15 protein-coding genes are annotated in these 16,656 nt (G+C 61.5%); 10 read left to right on the forward strand and 5 right to left on the reverse strand.

From position 1 onward, the window contains the following. Positions 1–446 precede the first annotated feature (446 nt). From P3T17_RS35085 to P3T17_RS35095, 3 genes are all read right to left on the reverse strand, one after another. Positions 447–1,715, reverse strand: a complete 1,269-nt coding sequence (locus P3T17_RS35085; protein WP_429411494.1) for an SGNH/GDSL hydrolase family protein — start codon at positions 1,713–1,715, stop codon at positions 447–449. Between the two features lie 118 nt (positions 1,716–1,833). After that, positions 1,834–3,456 (reverse strand): NAD(P)/FAD-dependent oxidoreductase, encoded by a 1,623-nt coding sequence (locus tag P3T17_RS35090; protein ID WP_429411496.1) that lies wholly within the window; start codon positions 3,454–3,456, stop codon positions 1,834–1,836. Between the two features lie 126 nt (positions 3,457–3,582). Then, positions 3,583–3,966 (reverse strand): DUF2628 domain-containing protein, encoded by a 384-nt coding sequence (locus P3T17_RS35095; RefSeq protein ID WP_429411498.1) that lies wholly within the window; start codon positions 3,964–3,966, stop codon positions 3,583–3,585. 116 nt (positions 3,967–4,082) lie between these two features. Between P3T17_RS35095 and paaA the strand changes: the two genes are divergently transcribed. The 8 genes from paaA (at position 4,083) to P3T17_RS35135 (ending at position 10,470) form a co-directional block, all read left to right on the forward strand. After that, on the forward strand, positions 4,083–5,081 hold the full coding sequence (gene paaA / locus P3T17_RS35100) for a 1,2-phenylacetyl-CoA epoxidase subunit PaaA (protein ID WP_429411500.1): 999 nt from the start codon (positions 4,083–4,085) through the stop codon (positions 5,079–5,081). Positions 5,082–5,206: 125 nt separating this feature from the next. After that, entirely contained in the window at positions 5,207–5,503 is a 297-nt protein-coding gene (gene paaB, locus P3T17_RS35105; protein WP_429411502.1) for a 1,2-phenylacetyl-CoA epoxidase subunit PaaB, read from the forward strand. A gap of 7 nt (positions 5,504–5,510) precedes the next feature. Next, positions 5,511–6,314 (forward strand): 1,2-phenylacetyl-CoA epoxidase subunit PaaC, encoded by an 804-nt coding sequence (gene paaC, locus P3T17_RS35110; RefSeq protein ID WP_429411504.1) that lies wholly within the window; start codon positions 5,511–5,513, stop codon positions 6,312–6,314. A gap of 18 nt (positions 6,315–6,332) precedes the next feature. Beyond that, positions 6,333–6,872 (forward strand): 1,2-phenylacetyl-CoA epoxidase subunit PaaD, encoded by a 540-nt coding sequence (gene paaD, locus P3T17_RS35115; protein ID WP_429411506.1) that lies wholly within the window; start codon positions 6,333–6,335, stop codon positions 6,870–6,872. 1 nt (position 6,873) lies between these two features. Beyond that, complete coding sequence (gene paaE, locus P3T17_RS35120; RefSeq protein ID WP_429411508.1) at positions 6,874–7,962, forward strand: 1,2-phenylacetyl-CoA epoxidase subunit PaaE; 1,089 nt, start codon at positions 6,874–6,876, stop codon at positions 7,960–7,962. Positions 7,963–8,112: 150 nt separating this feature from the next. Continuing rightward, positions 8,113–8,940, forward strand: coding sequence for a DUF1835 domain-containing protein (locus P3T17_RS35125; RefSeq protein ID WP_429411510.1), 828 nt, complete (start codon positions 8,113–8,115; stop codon positions 8,938–8,940). A 14-nt stretch (positions 8,941–8,954) separates the two neighbouring features. Continuing rightward, positions 8,955–9,560, forward strand: coding sequence for a TetR/AcrR family transcriptional regulator (locus P3T17_RS35130; RefSeq protein WP_074262725.1), 606 nt, complete (start codon positions 8,955–8,957; stop codon positions 9,558–9,560). Between the two features lie 241 nt (positions 9,561–9,801). Then, positions 9,802–10,470 carry a GNAT family N-acetyltransferase gene (locus P3T17_RS35135; RefSeq protein WP_429411512.1) on the forward strand — a complete coding sequence of 223 codons (669 nt, stop codon included), beginning with the start codon at positions 9,802–9,804 and terminating at the stop codon, positions 10,468–10,470. A gap of 137 nt (positions 10,471–10,607) precedes the next feature. On the opposite strand, the gene P3T17_RS35140 is transcribed toward P3T17_RS35135, so the two are convergent. Then, positions 10,608–11,126 carry an Lrp/AsnC family transcriptional regulator gene (locus P3T17_RS35140; protein WP_429411514.1) on the reverse strand — a complete coding sequence of 173 codons (519 nt, stop codon included), beginning with the start codon at positions 11,124–11,126 and terminating at the stop codon, positions 10,608–10,610. Between the two features lie 125 nt (positions 11,127–11,251). Here P3T17_RS35140 and hppD point away from each other — a divergent pair, with 125 nt between their 5' ends. After that, positions 11,252–12,349 (forward strand): 4-hydroxyphenylpyruvate dioxygenase, encoded by a 1,098-nt coding sequence (gene hppD, locus P3T17_RS35145; protein ID WP_074262728.1) that lies wholly within the window; start codon positions 11,252–11,254, stop codon positions 12,347–12,349. A gap of 130 nt (positions 12,350–12,479) precedes the next feature. Here hppD and P3T17_RS35150 read toward each other — a convergent pair whose 3' ends face one another. Next, on the reverse strand, positions 12,480–12,674 hold the full coding sequence (locus tag P3T17_RS35150; protein ID WP_074262729.1) for a hypothetical protein: 195 nt from the start codon (positions 12,672–12,674) through the stop codon (positions 12,480–12,482). Positions 12,675–13,040: 366 nt separating this feature from the next. Here P3T17_RS35150 and P3T17_RS35155 point away from each other — a divergent pair, with 366 nt between their 5' ends. Further along, positions 13,041–16,640 carry an indolepyruvate ferredoxin oxidoreductase family protein gene (locus tag P3T17_RS35155; RefSeq protein ID WP_429411516.1) on the forward strand — a complete coding sequence of 1,200 codons (3,600 nt, stop codon included), beginning with the start codon at positions 13,041–13,043 and terminating at the stop codon, positions 16,638–16,640. Positions 16,641–16,656 lie beyond the last annotated feature (16 nt).

Consider the following 16,656-nt stretch of genomic DNA (forward strand, 5'->3'; position numbering starts at 1 on the left):
TAGGTCGCTCACTCAACGTACTGACGAATTGTTCAATCATCTTGCGATGAAAAAACCTTCCTTTCATTACTGTGTGAGACTTGATACTTTCGCTTCGCGGCAAACCCCGAAAGGCCCACCGCCGCGTCGCCATCAAGCGCCCACACTTATCGGCTGTTAATTTTTAAAGATCGGTACGCATTCACCACCAAACCGGCACCGCGTTGCATCACCCTCACAACCCTTCGGTACCGCTTCGTTCTGCGTCGCTGCATCAGCAGCAGAGAAACGAGATTATGAAGAATCTTTTTCGCTTCGTCAACAACATTTTTTCGCTTCCGCTTAAAACCTTGTTGACGCTACGGCCACTGGTTTCCGCAGCGGCGCTCGTCCGCAAACGAGGAGCCGAATAGTAGGTGAGCAATGGCCGTATGACAAGGGTTTGACGGAAATATTTTTTTGGCGAGTCACTTTCGAGTCGAATTTACTACCACATCGAGCGGAATCGCCTGAGCCATCGCCGCGTAACCTGCATCGCTCGGATGGATGTGGTCGCCACTGTCATACCCCTCCTGCAAACGCGCAGGCTGGGCGGGATCGCGCAGCGCAGCATCGAAATCGACCACACCATCGAACGCTCCCGCGGTCCTGATCCATTGATTCGCCGCCAGCCGGATGCTTTCGCGTTGTGGTGGCAGCGAGGCAGGCGTGAGCGTCGCACCGAACACGCGCACGCCACGACGATGCGCCTCGGCAATCACCCGCTTGTAGCCGTCGATGAGGTCCTCGGCATTCACAGACGTATGCGGATAATCGCAATCAAGCCCGGCGCGCGGCGGCATCGAAGAGAAATTGATGTCATTGATGCCGATCAGCAGGATCGCCACTTTCACGCCCGGTCGCTCCAGCACATCCCGGCCGAAACGTTTAACGAGCGCCTCGCCATAGCAGGGCGAATCGTTAAGCAGACGGTTGCCGCTGATCCCTAGATTGACGACCGCAGTCGACCGGTCCCCTGCCTGAGTCAACCGGCGCGCGAACGCATCCGGCCAGCGGTGGTTTTCATTCAAGCTAGACCGCATGCCATCGGTAATGGAATCGCCGATCGTAGCAACGGCGGCTGCCGACGGCGCCTCCACGGACAACCCCGTCACCCACACAAACTGGGTGAACCGCTGATGAAATGCTCCTGACATAGAGTCATCAGTGTGATTGCCAGGCAGCGAGACGTAATTCACCTGATTCGACACGCGATGCCACGCCACCAGATTTTGATCCGCCCCCATGTACGAGCTGATCGCATACGGCGCACCGGCGACAATATCGACCTCGGCCGCATCGCTATCCAGTTCACTGCCGGGTGGCACTGTTACAGAGGCTCTCCCGCCAAACGTCACCTTGGCGCCGCCGTTCGCTTGTGTGGCCGCGCCACCCGCCGAACGCGCAATCCGTAAATCCTGGATCACCAACGGCGTCTTTCCATATTCGTTGCTGAGGTGAACCCGGACGGCGCGACCCGAAAGAGTTGGATACACGATTTGCCGGACCGTACGCCCAGCGATCTCCGGCGCCCTGTACAGCGGCGGCAGGTTAGCCTGCTGGGGAATCGACTGAAGGGCGGTCGCCCATGCGGACACCCAGTGCGTAGGAGCATCCGCGGCAATCGCTGCTGGTGCGACGGCGAATTGAACAAGCAGAACAGCGCCGCACACAGCGGCCAGAGTACGGAGGGTCATTCGGTTCGTGGGCAAAAAGCAAAGCGCCCATTGTGCCCGATCGATTGCGACGGGTGGCCGGCGCGAACAAACATCCCGATCACACCGCCCGCGCCTTCGCGAGCAAGGCAACGCAAGCTCAGTGAGCAGCGCCCGCCGTCATGTCCAACGCCAATGCTTGCGCCACTTCAATTCCGTCGATCGCCGCAGAATAAATCCCGCCGGCGTAACCCGCGCCCTCGCCGGCTGGATAGAGCCCTTCCACATTCATGCTCTGATAATCGTCTTTGCGGCGAATCCGGATCGGCGACGACGTGCGCGTCTCCACCCCCGTCAACACTGCATCGTCCATGGCGAAACCGGCGATCTTGCGGTCGAGTTGCGGCAGTGCTTCGCGGATGGCCTCGATGACATAGTCGGGCAGCGCCGTGCTGAGATCGGTCGGATGGACGCCTGGTTTATAGGAGGGGACAACCGAACCGAGCGACGTAGACGGCCGGCCGGCAATGAAGTCGCCCACCCGCTGGCCCGGCGCGCAGTAATTGCTGCCGCCCAGTTCGAACGCCCGCTCTTCCCATTTGCGCTGAAACGCGATGCCGGCAAGCGGCCCGCCCGGATAATCCTCCGGCGTAATGCCAACCACGATGCCGGCATTGGCGTTGCGCTCCGCCCGGGAATACTGGCTCATCCCGTTGGTAACCACGCGGCCCGGCTCCGAAGTCGCCGCGACCACCGTGCCACCAGGACACATGCAGAAGCTATACACCGCCCGGCCGTTGCTGCAGTGATGCACCACCTTGTAATCAGCGGCGCCCAGTTGCTTGTGCCCGGCAAACTTGCCAAAGCGGCTGCGGTCGATCATCCCTTGCGGATGTTCAATCCGGAATCCGAGCGAAAACGGCTTCGCTTCAATGTACACGCCGCGCTTGTGCAGCATTTCGAAGGTGTCGCGCGCGCTGTGACCGACTGCGAGCACCACGTGGTCGCACGGTAGTGTTTCACCATTGGACAACTGCAGAGCACGCACCTTGCCCTGCTCGATCTCAATATCCTCGACGCGCGTCTCAAACCGCACTTCGCCGCCGAGTTCATGAATGGTGGCGCGCATCTTCTCCACCATGCTGACCAGACGAAAAGTGCCGATATGCGGCCTGCTCAGATAGAGAATGTCTTCCGGCGCACCCGCTTTCACGAACTCATCGAGCACCTTGCGGCCGTAGTGATGCGGATCCTTGATCTGGCTGTAGAGCTTGCCGTCCGAGAATGTGCCGGCTCCGCCTTCACCGAACTGCACATTGGATTCGGGATTGAGCACGGACTTGCGCCACAGCCCGAACGTATCTTTAGTACGCTCACGAACAGCCTTGCCGCGCTCGAGAATAATGGGGCGAAAACCCATCTGGGCGAGGATCAACCCCGCGAACAGCCCACACGGCCCCATGCCGATCACCACCGGCCGCAGCGCCGTCATAGGCTCGGGCGCCTTCGCGACAAAGCGGTACGCCATGTCCGGTGTCACGGCGCAGTGAGGCACGCTCGCGAGGCGTTTCAGAGCGGCCGCTTCATCCTTCACCTCGACATCGACGATATACGTCAGCTTGATATCGGCGCGCTTGCGCGCATCGTGTGCGCGACGGAACACGGTGTAACGGACGAGTCCGTCCGGCGGTACGCCCAGCTCGGCGAGGCGCGCGAGAACGGCGGCATCGAGAGCGCTATCGGGGTGATCGAGCGGGAGTTTGACTTCGCTTAGACGTAACATGGGAACCAGGAATGCAGGGGGCGCAAAATTGCAGCCAATCCGCGATTTTATAGGTTCTGCAGCGGGCTAGGCCAGCAGCGGTTGAGCTAGAACCGTCCAAAGGCGTTATTTCGGACCGGAGCACCGCTATCGCAGCACCCCTGTTTCAGGCCCCGGACCTTTGATCACGTAACCTTTGCGTTCCAGGTCGCGGCGGTACCACTGGTTGGCATTCATACCGCAGTAAATCGCAAACACGATACTCAGCACCAGGCTGACCACATCGGCGGTGACGCCTGCGAACCCGATCAGGCCAATCGCCAGATCCACCGCCAGCAGCACCAGCGCGATCAGCCACATGCGCTTCATGAGTGCCCAGACAAAACCCAGCAGAAACGCCGACCAGCTAAAGCCAGTACTCACTTCGACCGTTTCAGTCTTCGTGGGATGTTGCAAATAGATCCGCTCCGCCATTTCTCTTTCGTCCTTGAGATTAATCTTCGCAAACTCACGCGTCGTGCCGGCCTCCACCGTACCCTATCTACACCGTCCGAACCCACCCTCAGTCAATCTCAAAAAAATCATTAACCGACCGGTCGGTTGGTTTATACTCCACCCACGGACAACTTTGGACGAGAGTGCTCGCCATGTACACGCAATCCCTCGACATATCAGGCAACGTTGCGCCGCTAGATGGTGCCGCCGGCTCGCCCGAACAGGCGCGTTTCGATGCGGTCATGGCCGCCGACGGCAAGATCGAACCGCAAGACTGGATGCCCGATGCCTATCGTAAAACGCTCGTGCGTCAGATTTCACAGCACGCGCATTCGGAAATCGTCGGCATGCTGCCCGAAGGCAACTGGATTACCCGCGCGCCGAGTCTGAAGCGCAAGGCAATTCTGCTCGCCAAGGTGCAGGACGAGGCGGGCCACGGTCTTTATCTATATAGCGCCGCTGAAACGCTCGCGGTTTCACGCGATCAGCTGATCGACGCCCTGCACGCCGGCAAAGCCAAATATTCGAGCATTTTCAATTATCCGACACCCACGTGGGCGGATGTCGGCGTGATCGGCTGGCTGGTCGACGGCGCGGCGATCATGAACCAGATCCCGCTGTGCCGCTGCACCTACGGCCCATATGCCCGGGCGATGATCCGCATCTGCAAGGAGGAGTCGTTCCACCAGCGCCAGGGATTCGACGCGCTGCTGTCGATGATGAGCGGCACCGAAGCGCAGCGCGAGATGGTCCAGCAGGCGGTGAACCGCTGGTGGTGGCCGGTGCTGATGATGTTCGGCCCGAGCGACAAGGATTCGATCCACAGCAATCAATCGTCGAAATGGGGCATCAAGCGCATTTCCAATGACGATCTGCGTCAAAAATTTGTCGACGCCACCGTCGACCAGGCCAAGGTCCTCGGCGTCACGCTGCCGGATCCAGACCTGAAGTGGAACGAAGCGCGCGGTCATCACGACTACGGCGACATCGACTGGGAAGAGTTCTGGCGCGTGGTCAACGGCGACGGCCCGTGCAACCGCGAGCGTCTCGCCACCCGCGTGAAAGCTCATAACGACGGCGCCTGGGTCCGCGAAGCGGCCCTCGCCCACGCGGAAAAGCAGCGCCAACGCGCGCAGCAGCACGCAGCGTAAGCACAGCGACGCAGCGACGATTAGCTCGATACAGGCACAGCGTCCGGCAGCAACAGGCACTAACAGACATTTAATAGCTGCCAACCGGTACGAGCCAACAGCAAAAGATTCAGGAGATTTCGAGAATGGACAAGTCGACAAACAAAGAGTGGCCGATCTGGGAAGTGTTCGTGCGCAGCAAGCAGGGCCTCGACCACAAGCACTGCGGCAGTCTGCACGCTGCCGACGCGCCGATGGCGCTGCGCATGGCGCGCGACGTGTACACCCGCCGTCAGGAAGGCGTGAGCATCTGGGTGGTGCCGTCCTCGGCGATCACCGCATCCGACCCGCAGAACAAGGCGGAGCTGTTCGAACCGGCTGGCGACAAGATCTATCGCCATCCGACGTTCTACACACTCCCCGACGAAGTCAACCACATGTAAGCGCGTCATGGACATCACGCCCCAACACCTTTCCTACGTGCTGCGTCTCGCGGACACCGCACTGATCCTCGGTCAGCGCAACGCCGAGTGGTGCGGTCACGGCCCGATTCTCGAAGAGGACATCGCGCTCGCCAACATGAGCCTCGACCTGATCGGCCAGGCGCGGCTGCTGTACACGCACGCCGCAACGCTCGAGCATGCGCTCACCGGCGCCAGCAAGAGCGAAGACGACTACGCGTATTTCCGCACCGAGCGCGAATTCGCCAACTACATGCTCGCCGAGTTGCCGCATTACGGGCCGCTCGCCGGCACCGCGCACGCGGACAAGGACTACGCGGTTACGATCGTGCGCAACTTCCTGTACTCGACGCTGATGGCGCATCTCTGGACGGCGCTTACCGCGTCGACCGACGCACAACTCGCGGCCATCGCCGCGAAGTCGATCAAGGAAACGCGCTACCACGTCCATCACGCCGGCGAATGGCTGATCCGGCTCGGCGACGGCACGGATGAGTCGCATCGCCGCGCGCAAGACGCGCTCGACTACCTGATGCCCTACACGCGCGAGTTCTTCAGCGTGGACGCGGTTGAGGAAGTCATCGCCGCAACGGGCATCGGTCCGCTGACCGCCGATCTGCAAGGCGCCTGGGAAGAAGACGTACGAGCCGCGCTCGACGAAGCCACGCTCACGTCACCTGAACCGGTGAAGCATGTCACGACGGGCAAGCTTGGCGAACACTCGGAACACATGGGCTACGTGCTGGCTGAGATGCAAAGCCTCGCGCGGCAGCACCCCGGCGCGAGCTGGTAGGCCCTGGAGCACAAGACGATGGCCGCGAACCTCACCACGACCATGGACCCGACGCTGGAGCGCGCATGGACAGCGCTAGAAGCGGTACCCGACCCGGAGATTCCGGTGGTGTCGATTCGCGAACTCGGCATCCTGCGCGACGTCCGGCGTGCTGCGGATGGCATGCTCGAAGTCGTCATCACCCCGACGTACTCCGGCTGCCCGGCCATGTCGCAGATTGCCGAGGACGTCGCACACGCGCTCGAGGCCGCGCAGCTCACGCCGTACCGCATCGCCACTGTCCTCGCCCCTGCCTGGACCACCGACTGGATGACCGCCGACGCGCGCGAAAAGCTGCGTGCCTACGGCATCGCCCCGCCCACCGGCAATTGCGCGAGCGATGTACCTCAGGAAAAAGTAATCCGCTTCGTCCGCACGGCAGCAGTCCCCGCCCCGGCGTGCCCGCGTTGCGGCTCGGTCCATACCGAACGTCTCGCGCAATTCGGCTCGACGGCCTGCAAGGCGCTGTACCGCTGTCTCGACTGCCGCGAACCCTTCGACTATTTCAAACCCTACTGATATGGCCACCCCGCAATTTCACCCCCTGCGTATCCGCGAAGTCCGGCCCGAAACCGCCGACGCGGTCTCGGTCGCCTTCGAAGTCCCCGCCGAACTGCGCGAGCAGTATCGCTTCACGCAGGGCCAGTTCGTCACGCTGAAGACGCACATCGACGGTGAGGAGACGCGCCGCTCGTATTCGATCTGCGTCGGCGTGACCGACTACGACCGCGACGGCGAACTGCGTATCGGCATCAAGCGCGTGCGGGGCGGCCGCTTTTCGAACTTCGCATTCGACACCCTGCAGCCCGGTCACACGATCGACGTGATGACGCCCGACGGCCGCTTCTTCACGCACCTGAACGCGGAACAGGGGCAGCAATACCTCGCCTTTTCCGGCGGTTCGGGCATCACGCCGGTGCTCGCGATCATCAAGACTACCCTCGAATTCGAGCCGCGCAGCACCTTCACGCTGGTCTACGGCAACCGCAGCGTCGACCAGATCATGTTTGCAGAAGAACTGGAAGACCTGAAGAATCGCTTCATGAACCGGTTCGTGCTGTATCACGTGCTGTCGGACGATCTGCAGGACGTCGAACTGTTCAACGGTGTGCTCGACCAGCAGAAGTGCGCAGCGTTTATCGAAAACCTGGTGCCAGCCGAAGTCATTGACGAAGCCTTTATCTGCGGTCCCGCGCCGATGATGGACGCCGCCGAGGCCGCGCTGAAAGCCGCGGGCCTGCCGACCGCCAAGGTCCACGTCGAACGGTTCGGCTCGCCACTGCCGCAGGCGGGCGTGCCGCCCGTCGAGATCACCGAAAACACGCCGGCGGCGGACCTCGAGATCATCCTCGACGGCAAAAAACGCAAGCTGCGCCTGCCTTACGAGGGCGTGAGCGTGCTCGACGTCGGCCTGAAGGCCGGCCTCGCGCTGCCATATGCCTGCAAGGGCGGCGTGTGCTGCACCTGCCGCGCCAAGGTGCTCGAAGGCGAAGTACGGATGGAAAAGAACTACACGCTCGAAGACCACGAAATCCGCGACGGCTTCGTGCTGACCTGCCAGTGCCATCCGGTGAGCGACCGGGTGGTGGTCAGCTACGATGAGCGTTAGACAACATTGCGGGCGCACATCTTCCACGATGCACGCCTGAGCGCTTTCAGCTCACCCGCGATCCGCTTACACTAAGGGCCGCTCGCGATCGGGACCTGGTTCCGCTCGCCACGCGGCCCTTTCTGTGACCGATTTGCCAGCGAGCTGTTGATGAGCACAATCCACCTGACTAACGGCGACGTCGCCGCCGACTCCCTGCGAAGCGCCCTGCGACAGGCGGGGCGCGACGATCCCGTGCAGTCGTTGCGCGACGATCTCGCGGTCGGTCCGCTGCGCGGGGTCGACGACACGCCCGAGGTGCGCGCCGAATTCTGGCAACGCGTGACGGACGGAGCCCCACACGACGGCGCACCACGCAATTTCCAGGGCGAATTCACCGAACAGGCAACATTGCTGGAGCAACTCGTGGCCGGTGACGCGCAGGTGGCCGTCTGGCACGCCGAAAGCGCGGCCGACCAGTTGACCCTGCGAAGGGTCTGCTACCACCTGCGCAACAGTCCTCAGCGCCTGAACGAAGTCCGCCTCTCGATCCGCGACCTTACCGACCCCGGTGCCTTCGCCCATAGCCGGCCAGACCACGCGACGTCGGTCGGGATGTTTGCGCCGGACATCCTGCAGACGCGGCTTCCGGACGTTGCGCCGATCTCGGTGCTGCGCATCAGCCGGCTCGCCCTCGAATGGCAGGAGGTCAAGCAGGCGAACGGCGAAACCCGCCGCTGGCGCGACAACACCTTCACGAGCGGCACGTTCGCCGAGCTGGACGCGCTCATCCTGGAACACGCCAGCGACGCCTGGCGCCCCGCCGCCCGTATCGCCGCGCAACTGATGGTCGCCGACCTGGGCTTTCTCGTCAGCGACAGCCTCGTGTTCTGGCGCTTCCGCGAACTGGCCGCAAGCGGGCGCGTGAGCCTGCGCGGCGATCCTTCCGCATGGCGCGCGCTGGAATTGCGCGCGGACCTTTCCACCTGTTCCAGCTAAGGACCCCAAGGACCATGGCCCGCACCCGCGCACCAGACCACGAAACCCAGCGCGACCAGATCCTCGAACTGGCCGCGGCCAAGTTCGCGCAGACGAGCTATCCAAGCACCTCGATGGCCGATCTGGCTGCCGCGAGCGGCACTTCGAAGGCGCGCCTCTACCACTATTACGAAAGCAAGGAAGCGATCCTGTTCGATCTGCTCGACCGCTACACCAGGCGCCTGATGCTGATCATCGCGGAAGTGGAAGGCTCGAGCCAGCGACGTGGCCTGACCGAGCGGGAAACCTTCGCCGAGCTGATCCGCGCGTTTCTGTCCGAATATGAGAACTCTCACAGCCGGCATGTCGCGCTGCTGAACGACGTCAAATATCTGGTCGACGCGCAACGCGAGATCATCCTGAATCGCCAGCGCGACGTGGTCGCGGCATTTGCGCGCCAGCTAACGCGCGCCTATCCGGAACGCGCCAACCGCGACAACCAGACAGCGCTGACGATGATGGTGTTCGGCATGATCAACTGGACTTTCACCTGGCTGAAGCCGGGCGGCCGGATGGGCTACGGGGAATTCGCGGAACAGGTCGTCGACATGGTCGACCATGGACTGCGGGCCAAGGATTAGCATCGAAATATTGCGATGCAACAGCTTCAAGAGACGGAGGTTGCCTGCAAGCCACAGTTGATGATGTGACGTATGCAGAATCAATAACTGTTAATAATCATATATATAAAAATAGGTTCCCAACAGAATAGAGCGTGACATCAAATCGATATCCGGGTTTTCCCTAGTTATGGGATTGCGCTTCCGATAGAATTTGACCTTGCGGTGCACCATGCCGCTAGATCAAAAGGAGAACCCAACCATGACCACGCCCACTACTCGCGCCGCCGAGCCGATCGTCACACCCGATCGCCTGTCGCAGGCAGCCGGTCACGCGCATGCTCTGGTGCGGGAGCTGACCGCTATCGACCGCGAACGCCTGCTGACGCACTTTCTCGCACTGGCCGAAGACGACCGCCTGCTGCGCTTCGGTCAGCTCGTGCCGGACCACGTAATCGAAAACTACGTGCGCGCCATCGATTTCACCCGTGACACCGTGTTCGGTGTTTTCGACAACCAGTTGCAACTGGTTGGCGTGGGCCACCTCGCCTATCTGCCCGTTGAGGGCGACAAGCGCACCGCCGAGTTCGGCGTATCGGTGCTGGAAAGCACGCGTGGCCAGGGCATTGGCAGCAAGCTGTTCGAGCGCGCCGCCATCCGCAGCCGCAACACGCACGTAAGCATGCTCTATATGCACTGCCTGTCGCGCAACTCCACGATGATGCACATCGCGAAGAAGGCCGGCATGAAGATCGAATACGCGTACGGCGAAGCCGATGCGTATCTGACACTGCCGCCGGCCGACCAGTCGAGCATCATCGCTGAAATGCTGCAGGAACAGGCCGCCGTGTTCGACTACGCGTTGAAGCGCCAGGCGCGTCAGGCTTCGAAGATTTTCGAATCGTTCATGCCGGCTGCGGCGGCGGCCTGAATCGCCTAAGCACATCCTCGCTGGATAAGCAAAAGGGCGGCTCAGCCGCCCTTTTGCTATTGCACCGCCGAAGTTTGCCGCCGCCGCGATTTCCCCTAGAACAGGCCAATATGTCCTAACACGGTCATCTGCTCCGCTCAAAGAATCGGCAACGCCGTCGTCTCCTTGAACGTCTCCAGCGAGAAACTCGATTTCACGTCGATCACTGACGGATGGTGCAGCAACCGGTCCTGCACGAAGCGCGAAAAGTGCGCCATGTCCTGAACCTGCACGCGCAGCAGGTAATCCATATCCCCCGTCATGGCATGGCAGGCGACCACCTCCGGCCAGGTCTGGACCGCGGCGCGAAACAGATCGGCATGCGTCGCGCCCGCTCGCACCGGTGCGCCGTCGCCGCGCGGGCTGATCGTCGGGACGCTGCGCTTTTCCAGCCGCACATTTACATACGCAAGCAAATCGAGGCCCAGCTGCTGGGCGTCGAGCAATGCGACATAGCCGCGAATCACGCCACTCTCCTCCAGCCGCCGGATACGTCGCAGACACGGACTGGGTGAGAGGCTCACCCGTTCTGCGATTTCCTGATTCGACAGTCGACCATTCTCCTGGAGGATGGTGAGAATTCGTCGATCGATGACATCCATCTCGATATTAGCCATCTTCTGCCACCAAACCCTATTTTTGAGCCATGAACTAGCGCCAGCCTACGCAATCACGATTAAGTTCGCAAGTTTCCATCGCGTACGCCCCTTTAAACTGGCGGCATTCGACACAGGAGACAGATATGCAGGTTCAAACGTGGGACAACCCCGTCGGCACCGACGGCTTCGAGTTCATCGAGTACACCGCGCCGGATCCCAAGGCACTGGGCAAGCTGTTTGAACAGATGGGCTTCACTGCGATCGCGCGGCATCGTCACAAGGACGTGACGCTGTACCGTCAGGGCGACATCAATTTCATCGTCAACGCGGAGCCCGATTCGTTCGCGCAGCGCTTCGCGCGCCTGCATGGCCCGTCGATCTGCGCCATCGCCTTTCGCGTACAGGACGCCGCCAAGGCGTACAGGCAGGCGCTCGAAAAAGGCGCATGGGGCTTCGATAACAAGACCGGCCCGATGGAACTGAACATTCCGGCGATCAAGGGCGTCGGCGATTCGCTGATCTATTTCGTGGACCGCTGGCGTGGCAAGAATGGCGCGGAGCCGAACAGCATCGGCGATATCGGCATCTACGATGTCGACTTCGTGCCGATTCCCGGCGCCAACCCGAACCCGGTCGGCCACGGCCTCACCTATATCGACCACCTGACGCACAACGTCCACCGCGGCCGCATGCAGGAATGGGCGGAGTTCTACGAGCGCCTCTTCAACTTCCGGGAAGTGCGTTACTTCGACATCGAAGGCAAGGTGACGGGCGTGAAGTCGAAGGCGATGACTTCACCGTGCGGCAAGATCCGTATTCCGATCAACGAAGAAGGCTCGGAAACTGCCGGTCAGATTCAGGAATACCTCGACGCGTATCACGGCGAAGGCATTCAGCACATTGCGCTCGGCAGCGACAACATCTACCGCACCGTCGACGGGCTGCGCGAGGCGAAGATTGCGTTGCTCGATACGATCGACACTTACTACGAACTGGTCGATCGGCGCGTGCCAAATCACGGCGAGCCGCTCGACGAGCTGCGCAGGCGCAAGATCCTGATCGACGGCGCGCCCGAAGATCTGCTGCTGCAGATCTTCACCGAAAACCAGATTGGCCCGATCTTCTTCGAGATCATTCAACGCAAGGGGAATCAGGGGTTCGGCGAAGGTAATTTCAAGGCGCTGTTCGAATCGATCGAGTTGGATCAGATCCGACGCGGCGTGGTGCAGGACAAGGCGTAGCCCCGGACCAACACCAACGCGCCATAAGAAAAGGGCGAGGATCGCAAGATCCCCGCCCTTTGTTGTTTCAGCAGCCGCCCAGCCTCAGGCGACCGCAAGAATTGGATCGACGAATCGCCTCAGCGATACATCACGAAAGCTGCTCGTCCTCGCTGGCCTCGCTCGAAGGCGTAGCACGATTGGAAGCAATGCGAGCGGGTGCGACGCGCGCCGTACAAGCCACCGCGTTTGCGAGGGTACTCGCGCTGTTGGAGCGCACCGGCGCGCTCATCGCAAAGAATGCGGCGGAGACCATCAGGAAGGTCTGGATATTTCTGGTGTTCATGCGTACTCCTTTTCTAACTGCCTGCTTGTCGTGAAGCTCCACCAACCGCGGAGCGTTGCGCGGACACGTGCACAGGTGGGTGGTTAGACTGGGTTTTCAAGATGGGTTCCGGGAAATTGAAGCTTTTACAGCTTGTTACACGATGCTCTGGAAATAATTCAACATCTCCCTTGACTGTCACAATCACGTCATTGGCACCGTAGCGATTCGCGCCGCAGTACAGCATTTTTAATGCCATGCGGCGGGTTTCTCCCAGTGCTACCATCACTTAAAACACGTCAATATGGCCACCCCGGCCGAAGCATTCACAAGATGCCGAGGCCAACAAGTTTTGGCGATCCCAAACAGGTTGGAGGAGTACAGACAATGAATGCCCCGCTAGACGCCGGTCAGCGAGCCTCGCTCGAAGCCGCGCTCAATTCCGTCACGCTCGACGACAAATACACGCTGGAACGCGGCCGCGCATACATGAGCGGCATCCAGGCCCTCGTGCGTCTGCCCATGTTGCAGCAGGAACGTGACAAAGCCGCAGGGCTCAATACTGCCGGGTTCATCTCCGGCTATCGCGGATCTCCGCTTGGCGGTCTCGACCAGTCGCTGTGGAAGGCGAAGCAGCATCTCGCCGCACACCAGGTCGTATTCCAGCCCGGCGTCAATGAAGACCTTGCCGCCACCGCCGTGTGGGGCTCGCAACAGGTCAACCTGTATCCGAACGCCAAATTCGACGGCGTCTTCTCGATGTGGTACGGCAAAGGCCCTGGCGTCGACCGTTCCGGCGACGTGCTCAAGCACGGCAATTCGGCCGGCTCGTCGCAACATGGCGGCGTCCTCGTGCTCGCCGGCGACGACCATGCCGCCAAGTCCTCGACGCTCGCGCATCAGTCCGAGCACATGTTCAAGGCTTGCGGCCTGCCGGTGCTGTTTCCGTCGAACGTGCAGGAATACCTCGACTTCGGCCTGCACGGCTGGGCCATGAGCCGCTATTCCGGTCTGTGGGTCGCGATGAAGTGCGTGACAGATGTGGTCGAATCGTCGGCTTCGGTGGATATCGACCCGCACCGCACGAAAATCGTGCTGCCTGAAGATTTCGCCATGCCGGACGGTGGCCTGAATATCCGTTGGCCCGATCCGCCGCTGGTCCAGGAAGCGCGTCTGCTCGACTACAAGTGGTACGCCGCGCTCGCCTACGTGCGCGCCAACAAGCTGGACCGCGTGGAAATCGATTCGCCGCAGGCGCGCTTCGGCATCATGACGGCTGGCAAGGCTTATCTCGACGTGCGTCAGGCGCTGACCGACCTCGGACTCGACGACGACACCTGCTCGCGCATCGGCATCCGCCTTTACAAGGTGGGTTGCGTGTGGCCGCTCGAAGCGCAAGGCGCACATAGTTTCGCGCAAGGGCTCGAAGAAATTCTGGTGGTCGAGGAAAAGCGCCAGATCCTCGAATACGCGATCAAGGAAGAGCTGTACAACTGGCCCGACGCACAACGTCCGCGCGTATTCGGCAAATTCGACGAGAAGGATGGCGCCGGCGGCGAATGGTCCGTGCCGATGGGCAACTGGCTGCTACCGGCGCACTACGAGTTATCGCCAGCGATCATCGCCAAGGCCATCGCCACGCGTCTGGAAAAGTTCGACCTGCCTTCCGATGTACGCGCACGCATTGCTACGCGTATTGCCGTAATCGAGGCGAAGGAAAAAGCGCTGGCCCGGCCGCGCGTCGAAGTCGAGCGCAAGCCGTGGTTCTGCTCCGGCTGCCCGCACAACACGTCGACCAATGTGCCGGAAGGTTCGCGGGCGATGGCGGGTATCGGCTGTCACTACATGACCGTGTGGATGGACCGCAGCACCAGCACGTTCAGCCAGATGGGCGGTGAAGGCGTGGCATGGGTTGGCCAGGCGCCGTTCACCAACGACAAGCATGTCTTTGCCAACCTCGGCGACGGCACCTACTTCCACTCGGGACTGCTGGCGATTCGCGCGGCGATAGCCTCGAAAGCGAATATTACCTACAAGATTCTGTACAACGACGCGGTTGCGATGACGGGCGGCCAACCGGTCGACGGCGTGCTGACCGTGCCGCAGATCACGCATCAGCTTGCCGCCGAGGGCGCAGCGAAAATCGTGATCGTCACCGACGAGCCGGAGAAGTACCACGCGAACGTCGGTCTCGCGCCGGGCATCACGATCCATCATCGCGACCAGCTCGACGACGTGCAGCGTGAGCTGCGCGAGATCGCCGGCACCTCGATCCTGATCTACGACCAGACCTGTGCAACCGAGAAGCGCCGCCGTCGCAAACGCGGCACGTATCCGGATCCGGCGCGCCGCGTGGTGATCAACGAAGCAGTCTGCGAAGGCTGCGGCGACTGCTCGGTGAAGTCCAACTGTCTGTCGGTCGAACCGCTGGATACCGAGTACGGCACCAAGCGTCAGATCAACCAGTCGACCTGCAACAAAGACTTCTCGTGCGTGAACGGCTTCTGCCCGAGCTTCGTCTCGGTTGAAGGCGGACAGTTGAAGAAGCCTAAGGCTTCATCTGGCGCGAGCGCAGAGGCGATGCCACCGGTGCCCATGCCTGAGCTGCCGTCGATCGAGCGTCCGTATGGCGTGCTCGTCACCGGCGTAGGCGGTACGGGCGTGGTGACGATCGGCGCGCTGCTCGGCATGGCCGCTCACCTCGAGAGCAAGGGCGTGACGGTACTGGACGTGACCGGCCTCGCGCAAAAGGGCGGCGCCGTGATGAGCCACGTGCAGATCGCGAAGCAGCCCGCCGACATCCACGCAACGCGCATCGCCATGGGCGAAGCCAGTCTTGTGATCGGCTGCGACGCGATCGTGACTGCCAGCGACGAATGCGTCTCGCGGATGCAGGTGGGCCGCACGCGCGTCGTGCTGAACAGCGCGCACACGCCGACCGCAGCATTCATCAAGAACCCGAACTGGCAATTCCCGGGTGCCGATGCGGAATCGGATGTACGCACGGGCGCTGGCGAGGCAGGGGTCGACGCAATCGACGCCAACCACTTCGCTGTTGCGCTGCTCGGCGATGCGATCTATACGAACCCGTTCGTGCTCGGCTACGCCTGGCAAAAGGGCTGGGTACCGCTGACGTATGAATCGCTGATGCGTGCCATCGAACTGAACGCGGTGCAGGTTGAAAAGAACCGTTCAGCATTCGAATGGGGCCGCCGTGCGGCACATGACCTCGCGGCTGTGCGCAAGATCGCGCAATCGCAAGGCCGCACCGCGACGACGGAAACCGCCAGCAGCAAGATCATCTCGCTGCATACGCCGAAGGCACTCGACACGCTGATCGAAAAGCGCGCCGGCTATCTGACCGCGTGGCAAAACGAAGCCTACGCAGCGCGCTACCGCGAACTGGTGGCGCAGGTGCGAGTGGCGGAATCGGCGCTCGACTCGGGCGACGGTCAATTGCCGTTGACCGAGGCAGTGGCAAAGAACCTCCATAAGCTGATGGCCTACAAGGACGAGTACGAAGTCGCCCGTCTGTACGCCGATCCGGCCTTCATGGAAAAGCTGAAGGCAAGTTTCGAGGGGGACTGGAAGGTCAATATCCACCTCGCGCCGCCGGCTTTCTCGAAGAAGGACGCGCACGGTCATCTGATCAAGAAGAAGTACGGTCCTTGGATTCTCAGCGCCATGCGTGTGCTTGCGAAACTCAAGTTCCTGCGCGGCACCGCGTTCGATGTATTCGGCAAGACGGAAGAGCGTCGCACCGAGCGGGCGCTGATCGGCGAGTATGAGGCGCTGGTGCGTGAAGTGATCGGCGGCCTGAGCGCGCAGAAGCACACGTTGGCGGTCGAACTGGCGAACCTGCCGGACGGCATCCGTGGCTACGGACACGTGAAGGAAAACAACCTGAAGGGTGTGCGGGTCAAGTGGCAGGAATTGCTCGGTCGCTGGCGCACGCCGCAAGGCAGCCAGGCACAGCACGCCGCGTGATGGCGGTGAGATGCCC

This window comes from Paraburkholderia sp. GAS82 (assembly GCF_050436285.1).
In the GTDB taxonomy this organism is placed as follows: Bacteria; Pseudomonadota; Gammaproteobacteria; order Burkholderiales; family Burkholderiaceae; genus Paraburkholderia; species Paraburkholderia phenazinium_B.